Annotated in this window: 6 protein-coding genes and 1 pseudogene; all 7 read left to right on the top strand. The window is 66.6% G+C overall.

Annotation, left to right across the window (positions count from 1 at the left end):
• The first annotated feature begins 293 nt into the window (after nt 1-293).
• Nucleotides 294-956, top strand: a complete 663-nt coding sequence (locus Q0693_RS00870) for a GntR family transcriptional regulator (RefSeq protein ID WP_298628406.1) — start codon at nt 294-296, stop codon at nt 954-956.
• The gene (locus Q0693_RS00875; protein ID WP_243032226.1) at nt 953-1,876 is read left to right on the top strand and encodes a proline dehydrogenase; all 924 of its coding nucleotides are present in this window, start codon (nt 953-955) and stop codon (nt 1,874-1,876) included. Before Q0693_RS00870 ends, Q0693_RS00875 begins: the two co-directional genes overlap by 4 nt.
• A 12-nt stretch (nt 1,877-1,888) precedes the next feature.
• Entirely contained in the window at nt 1,889-3,439 is a 1,551-nt protein-coding gene (gene pruA / locus Q0693_RS00880) for an L-glutamate gamma-semialdehyde dehydrogenase (protein ID WP_298628412.1), read from the top strand.
• Between the two features lie 215 nt (nt 3,440-3,654).
• On the top strand, nt 3,655-5,073 hold the full coding sequence (gene trpE / locus Q0693_RS00885) for an anthranilate synthase component I (protein ID WP_298628415.1): 1,419 nt from the start codon (nt 3,655-3,657) through the stop codon (nt 5,071-5,073).
• On the top strand, nt 5,070-5,651 hold the full coding sequence (locus tag Q0693_RS00890) for an aminodeoxychorismate/anthranilate synthase component II (protein WP_298628418.1): 582 nt from the start codon (nt 5,070-5,072) through the stop codon (nt 5,649-5,651). The genes trpE and Q0693_RS00890 overlap by 4 nt, the downstream gene beginning before the upstream one ends.
• Complete coding sequence (trpD, locus tag Q0693_RS00895; RefSeq protein WP_298628421.1) at nt 5,639-6,628, top strand: anthranilate phosphoribosyltransferase; 990 nt, start codon at nt 5,639-5,641, stop codon at nt 6,626-6,628. Before Q0693_RS00890 ends, trpD begins: the two co-directional genes overlap by 13 nt.
• A 61-nt stretch (nt 6,629-6,689) precedes the next feature.
• Nucleotides 6,690-7,037 (top strand): annotated as a pseudogene (locus Q0693_RS00900) (type I restriction endonuclease subunit R); the annotation flags it as partial.

Genomic DNA, 7,037 nt, shown 5'->3' on the forward strand with positions numbered 1-7,037 from the left:
CCTTCCCGCTTTAACCTTTGCAGTTCGCTTTCCACGCGGGCGCGCAAGGATAGGCTCATGGCCTTATCTAACCCCCAGGGTGGACCTTTGGCAAGCCGGCTCCGGGTTTGCAGCGGGTTCCTCCCCTGCCCTCCAAAGGGCCAGGCCTGCGGGTGGGTGGAGGCCAAAGAGGGGGTTTCCCTGGCCGGAGCTATCCGCCAAGGCCCGGTAAGGGCCTCTGGGCCCTTGCCGGGGAGAGGGGATGGAGGGGCTGGCTTGACGATCCCCTTCCAGCGTGGCATCCTGTATACAGGATGCAGGCCCTAGGCTTCCGCCGGCCCAACCAGGTGCGGGAGGCGGTGTACCGGCACCTGAAAGACCTTCTCCTCTCCGGGCGCTTCGCCCCGGGGGAAAGGCTTTCCGAGCCCCTTCTGGCCCAGGAGCTGGGGGTTTCCCGCACCCCTGTACGGGAGGCCCTCATGCGCCTAGCCGAGGAAGGCTTGGTGGAGCTGGTGCCGGGCCGGGGGGCCCGGGTGCGGGCCTTTAGCCCCGAGGAGGTGGAGGAGGTCTATGGGGTGCGGGCCCTTCTGGAGGGGGAGGCGGCAAGGGAGGCGGCCCTAAGGGCCACCCCTTGGGAGATCGCGGACCTCGAGGCCCACCTCAGGGCCATTGACGAGGCCCCAAAGGAGGACTACCCCGAGCAGATGCGCCGGGATCTGGAGTTCCACCGGGCCCTGGTGCGGCTTTCCGGGAACAAGACCCTCTACCGCCTTTACGAGGACCTGCTTTCCAGCCTGGCCCTGGTGAGGGGTGCCCTCCCCAACCTTTCCCAGGAGGAGACCACCCGCAAGGAACACGAGGCCATCCTAAGGGCCCTGAAGGGGCGGGACCCGGAAGGGGCCAAAAAGGCGGTGGAGGCCCACGTGCACCGCTTCCGCGACCTAGTGGTGGCCAGGCTTAGGAAAGGAGGGGTATGAACCTGGACTTGGCGTACCGGCAGGCGGTGCTCTCCGTGGCGGGGAACCCCAGGGTGGAGGCCCTCATCAAGGGGCGGGCCAAGAGCCTGGTGCGGCGCTATGTGGCGGGGGAGACCCTGGAGGAGGCCCTTGGGGTGGCGGAGAGACTCCAGGCCCAAGGGGTGCACGCCATCTTGGACCTCCTGGGGGAGATGGTGGGGAGCGAGGAGGAGGCCCGGGCCTTCCAGAAGGGAATCCTGGAGTTGGTGGGGAGGGTGGCGGGGTACCCCTGGCCCAAGTACATCTCCTTGAAGCTCACCCAGCTGGGGCTGGACCTTTCCGAGGCCTTGGCCCGGGAGCTCCTCCGGGAAATCCTGAAGGAGGCTGAGCCCAAGGGGGTTTTCGTGCGGATAGACATGGAGGACTCCCCCCGGGTGGAGGCCACCTTGCGCCTCTATAGGGCCTTGCGGGAGGAGGGGTTTCAGGGGGTGGGCCTGGTCCTGCAAAGCTACCTCTTCCGCACGGAGAAGGACTTTTGGGAGCTCCTCCCTTACCGGCCCAACCTGCGCCTGGTCAAGGGGGCCTACCGGGAGCCCAAGGAGGTGGCCTTCCAGGACAAGCGCCTCATAGACGCCGAGTTCCTGCACCTGGGGAAGCTGGCCCTTAAGGAGGGGCTTTACGTGGCCTTCGCCACCCACGACCCCAGGCTCATCGCCGAGGTGAAGCGCTACACCGAGGCCATGGGGGTACCCAAGGACCGCTTTGAGTTCCAGTTCCTCTATGGGGTGCGTTTCCAGGAGCAAAGGCGCCTGGCGGGGGAGGGGTACACCGTGCGGGCCTATGTGCCCTACGGCACCCACTGGTACCCCTACTTGAGCCGGCGCATCGCCGAGCGCCCGGAGAACCTGCTGTTGGTGTTGCGCAGCCTCTTGGGGGGCTAAAGGAGGTACGGCATGACGGTGGAACCTTTTCGCAACCAGCCCATTGAGACCTTTGGCACGGAGGAGGCCAAGCGGGAGATGCGGGAGGCCCTTAGGCGGGTCAGGGCCGAGTTTGGCCGCCACTACGGGCTTTACATAGACGGGGCCTGGGTGGACACCAAGGAGAGGATCCTATCCCTCAACCCCTCGGCCCCCAGCGAGGTGGTGGGGAGCACCGCCAAGGCGGGGGTAGCCGAGGCGGAGGCGGCCCTGGAGGCCGCTTGGCGGGCCTTTAGGACCTGGAAGGACTGGCCCCAGGAGGACCGCAGCCGCCTCCTCCTAAAGGCGGCGGCCCTCATGAAAAGGAGGCGGCGGGAGCTGGAGGCCACCTTGGTCTACGAGATCGGCAAGAACTGGCTCGAGGCCAGCGCCGAGGTGGCGGAGGCCATAGATTTCCTGGAGTACTACGCCCGCCAGGCCCTCAAGTACAAGTACCCCTCGGTGGAGGTGGTGCCCTACCCCGGGGAGGACAACGAAAGCTTCTACATCCCCTTGGGGGCGGGGGTGGTCATCGCCCCCTGGAACTTCCCCATCGCCATCTTCACCGGCATGATCGCCGGGCCGGTGGCCGTGGGGAACACCGTGGTGGCCAAGCCCGCCGAGGACACGGTGGTCATCGCCGCCAAGGTCTTTGAGATCCTCCACGAGGCAGGCTTTCCTCCCGGCGTGGTGAACCTCCTGCCCGGCAAGGGGAGCGAGGTGGGGGCCTACCTGGTGGAGCACCCCCAGACCCGCTTCATCAACTTCACGGGGAGCCTCGAGGTGGGGCTTTGGATCAACGAGAGGGCGGCCAAGCTGGCCCCAGGCCAGCGCTGGATCAAGCGGGTTTTCCTGGAGCTGGGCGGCAAGGACGCCATCATCGTGGACGAGACCGCTGACCTGGAGGCCGCCACCGAGGGCATCCTCATCTCCGCCTACGGCTTCCAGGGGCAAAAGTGCTCGGCGGCCAGCCGTCTCATCGTCACCGAGAAGGCCTTTGAGCCCTTGATGGAGAGGGTGTTGCGGCGGGCGGAGCGCCTGGTGGTGGGCCCCGCCGAGGAGAACCCCGACCTGGGCCCCGTGGCCAGCAAGGCCCAGGAGGAGAAGGTCCTCTCCTACATTGCGATTGGCCAAAGGGAAGGCCAGCTGGTCCTGGGGGGGAAGCGCCTGGAGGGGGAGGGCTACTTCCTGGCCCCCACCATCTTCACCGAGGTGCCCCCCACCGCCAAGATCGCCCAGGAGGAGATCTTCGGCCCGGTGCTTTCCGTGATCCGGGTCAAGGATTTCGGGGAGGCCCTCGAGGTGGCCAACGGCACCCTTTACGGCCTCACCGGTGGGGTCTACTCCCGCAAGCGGGAGCACCTGGAAAGGGCCAGGCGGGAGTTCCACGTGGGGAACCTCTACTTCAACCGCAAGATCACCGGGGCCCTGGTGGGGGTCCAGCCCTTTGGCGGCTTTAACCTCTCGGGTACCGACACCAAGGCCGGAGGGCCCGATTACCTCCTGCACTTCCTGCAGATGAAAACGGTGGCGGAAAGATTCTGATGCCTTCCCCAGGGGGGCTTGGCCGAAGGCCTTCCCTAGGCTTCGCCGCGGAAGGCTTAAGGGTCCGGCCCAGGCACCCCTGGACGCCAGGGGCGCCTTGGGCTATCCTTGGGGCATGAGCGCCCTTGCCGCCCGCTGGTGGCCCGGCTAGGCCCCGGGGCGGATGGGCTTTTTCCCCGGGGCTATGGGCCCCGGGGCTTTTTGTAAGGAGAGGCATGGAAACCATCAGGCCCTTTGGCAAAACCCTCCTGGCGGACCTGGAAACCCCGGTGACCGCTTACCTGAAGCTTTCGGAAAAGGCCCCGGTGAGCTTTCTTCTGGAGTCGGTGGAACGGGGGAGGCAAAGCCGCTTCTCCATCATCGGGGTAGGGGCGAGGCGCACCTTTCGCCTAAAGGATGGGGTCTTCACCCTCAATGGCCAACGGGTGGAAACCCAGGATCCCTTGCGTACCCTTTACCAGGCGGTCCACGCCTCCCTTGGGCGGCCCGAAGGGCTCCAGGGGGCGGGCCTCCCAGAGCCCGACCTCCCCCCCTTCCTCGGGGGGGTGGTGGGGTATGCCGCCTACGACCTCATCCGCTACTACGAGCGCCTCCCCTCCCTTAAGCCGGATGACCTAGGCCTGCCCGACCTGCTTTTCGTGGAGCCTGAGGTGGTGGCGGTCTTTGACCATATGAAGAACCTTCTGCACCTGGTGGCCCCCGCGCAGGACCTGGAGGAGGCGGAAGACCGCCTCCTTTGGGCGGAAAGAAGGCTTAGAGGTCCTCTCCCGGGGGTGCCTGGGGAAAGGCCAGGGGGGAGGGCCCGCTTTGCGCCCGACATGAGCCGGGAGGAGTACCTGGGGGCGGTGGCCAAGGCCTTGGAGTACATCCGCGCCGGGGACATCTTCCAGGTGGTCCTCTCCTTGAGGCTTTCCTCCCCCCTCACCGTGCACCCCTTTGCCCTGTACCGGGCCCTGAGGAGCGTGAACCCAAGCCCCTACATGGGCTATCTGGACCTGGGGGAGGTGGTCTTGGTCTCGGCCAGCCCCGAAAGCCTTCTCCGCTCCGACGGCCGCAAGGTGATCACCCGGCCCATCGCCGGCACCCGGCCCCGGGGGAAGGACGAGGAGGAGGACCGGAGGCTTGCGGAGGAGCTTCTTAGGGACGAAAAGGAAAGGGCCGAGCACGTGATGCTTTTGGACCTTTCCCGCAACGACATCGGCCGGGTTTCCGCCTTCGGCACGGTGCGGGTCCTGGAGCCCATGCACGTGGAGTACTACTCCCACGTGATGCACCTGGTGTCCACGGTGGAGGGCATTTTGGCCGAGGGCAAGACCCCCTTGGACGCCTTGGCCAGCGTGCTTCCCATGGGCACGGTCTCGGGGGCCCCCAAGATCCGGGCCATGGAGATCATTGAGGAGCTGGAGCCCCACCGCCGGGGGCCCTACGGGGGAAGCTTCGGTTATCTGGCCTACCATGGGGCCATGGACGTGGCCTTAACCTTGCGAACCTTTGTCATCGCAGGGGGAAGGATGCACGTGCAGGCGGGGGCGGGCATCGTGGCGGACTCGGTGCCGGAAAGGGAGTACGAGGAGTGTTGGAACAAGGCCAGGGCCCTTTTGAAGGCGGTGGAGATGGCGGAGGAGGGGTTATGAGGGTGTTGGTGATCGACAACTACGACAGCTTCACCTACAACCTGGTGCAGTACCTGGGGGAGCTGGGGGCAAGCCCCGTGGTGTGGCGCAACGACCGGTTTGCCCTCGAGGACGTGGAGGCCCTAGACCCCGAGCGCATCCTGATCAGCCCTGGCCCCTGCACCCCCTTGGAGGCGGGGCTATCCCTCCCCCTCATCGGTCGCTACGCCCCCCGCTACCCCATCCTGGGGGTCTGCCTGGGCCACCAGGCCATCGGCATGGCCTTTGGGGGAAAGGTGGTGCCGGCCCCCATCGTCATGCACGGCAAGGTGAGCGAGATCCACCATGACGGCACCGGGGTTTTCCGGGGCCTTCCCAACCCCTTTCCCGCCACCCGCTACCACTCCTTGGTGGTGGAGGAGGTTCCGCAAGACCTCCTGGTGAACGCCTGGGTGGAGGAGGCGGGAGGGAGGACGGTGATGGGCTTCCGCCACCGCCACTACCCCACCCATGGGGTGCAGTTCCACCCGGAAAGCTACCTCACGGAGGCGGGTAAGATCATCCTCAAGAACTTTCTGGAGGACCCATGGAGACCGTGAAGAAGGCGCTTTTGGGCGAGGTGCTGGGCGAGGAGGAGGCCTACGGCCTCATGCGGGCCATGATGGCGGGGGAGGTTTCCCCGGTGAGGGTGGCCGGGGTGCTCACCGCCATGGCCTTGAGGGGGGAGACCCCTGCGGAGATCGCCGCCATGGCCCAGGCCATGCGGGAGGCGGCCTTGGCCCTGAAGGTGAACCGCAGGCCCCTTTTGGACATCGTGGGCACCGGGGGGGACCACAAGGGGCTTTTGAACCTCTCCACCCTGGGGGCCCTGGTGGCGGCGGCGGGGGGGGTGGCGGTGGCCAAGCACGGGAACCGGGCGGCCAGCTCAAAGGCGGGCTCGGCGGATCTCCTCGAGGCCCTGGGGGTCAACCTGGAAGCCCCGCCCGAGCGGGTGGGGGAGGCCATAGAGACCTTGGGCTTCGGCTTCCTCTTTGCCCGGCTTTTCCACCCCGCCATGCGCCACGTGGCCCCGGTAAGGGCCGAGCTGGGCATCCGCACCGTCTTCAACCTGCTTGGCCCCCTCACCAACCCCGCGGGGGCCGACCGGTACGTGCTGGGGGTCTTTAGCCCCCGTTGGCTTACCCCCATGGCCGAGGCCCTAGGGCGCCTGGGGGCCCAGGGGATGGTGGTCCACGGGGAAGGGGCGGATGAACTGGTCTTAGGGGAGAACCAGGTGGTGGAGGTGGGCAAGGGGGCCTATGCCCTCACCCCGGAGGCGGTGGGGTTGGAGCGCTTTCCCGTGGAGGCCCTAAAGGGGGGCTCTCCGCAGGAAAACGCCCAGCTGGCCATAAGGATTCTCAAGGGCCAGGAAAAAGGTCCCCATGCCCAAGGGGTGGCCCTGGCGGCGGGGGCGGGGTTCTATGTGGCGGGCAAGGTGGCCTCCCTGCGGGAAGGGGTGCGGCTTGCCCAGGAGGTCCTGGCCTCCGGGGAGGCCTACGGGCTTCTGGAGCGGTACGTGGCCTTCCTAAAGGGGTAGTGTCCCGCTAAAATGCAAAGGTGACGGGTACCACGCGCCCGGACGGTAGAAGGGGAGGAGTATGCCACGCAATGAGGCCGATACCCGGGCCCAGTTGGTAGACCCAAAGCTGAAAGCCGCAGGCTGGACCGACCGGGAGGTGACCCGGGAGTTCTACTACGCCCCCAACTACCAGTTTGCGCCTGGCAAACTCATCCTTATCGGCAACGAGGTGCGACGGGCTAAGCCCAAGCGCGTGGACTACCTTCTGCGCTATACCGATGGCTTCCCCATCGCTGTGGTAGAGGCGGAGCCCGAGGGGAGCGCGCCGGAAGCCGGCCTGGAACAGGCAAAGGGCTATGCTCGCGAGCTCGGCCTTGCCTTTGCCTACGCCACCAATGGCCACCGGATATTGGAGTACGACTTCTTC

This window comes from uncultured Thermus sp. (genome assembly GCF_938010445.1).
Taxonomy (GTDB): Bacteria; Deinococcota; Deinococci; order Deinococcales; family Thermaceae; genus Thermus; species Thermus altitudinis.